The 307-nt window shown below is 60.9% G+C and carries 1 protein-coding gene; it reads right to left on the bottom strand.

The annotated features are described in order from the left end of the window. On the bottom strand, positions 1–307 hold a 307-nt coding region (locus tag EN850_RS35325; protein WP_136093056.1), incomplete at both ends, for a transposase.

The following is a 307-nucleotide window of genomic DNA, read 5'->3' on the forward strand; positions in this document are numbered from 1 at the left end:
TGACGAATGACTTCAGCGATCTGGCTCTCGAGCGCATGGATGCGCCTGTCGAAGTCGGCAATCATGTCTTCAAGGCTGGCGATGACGATCGCCTCGAAGGCCTCAGCGAGGTGCTTCTTCAGCCTTGCCCGCATATCGACCAGTTGATCGCGGTGACCGGCAAGCGATTGAAGCCGTTCGTTTTGTTCGCACGGCGCCGGCTCGGCTTCAGGCTGATAGCGGCGGCCATAGTCGCTCAGCATCCTGGCATCGAGAGGATCGGTCTTGGCCCGCCGTCGCGTCGACTTCGCATAGTGGTGGGTGTGGG

The organism is Mesorhizobium sp. M8A.F.Ca.ET.207.01.1.1, from assembly GCF_004794715.1.
Taxonomy (GTDB): Bacteria; Pseudomonadota; Alphaproteobacteria; order Rhizobiales; family Rhizobiaceae; genus Mesorhizobium.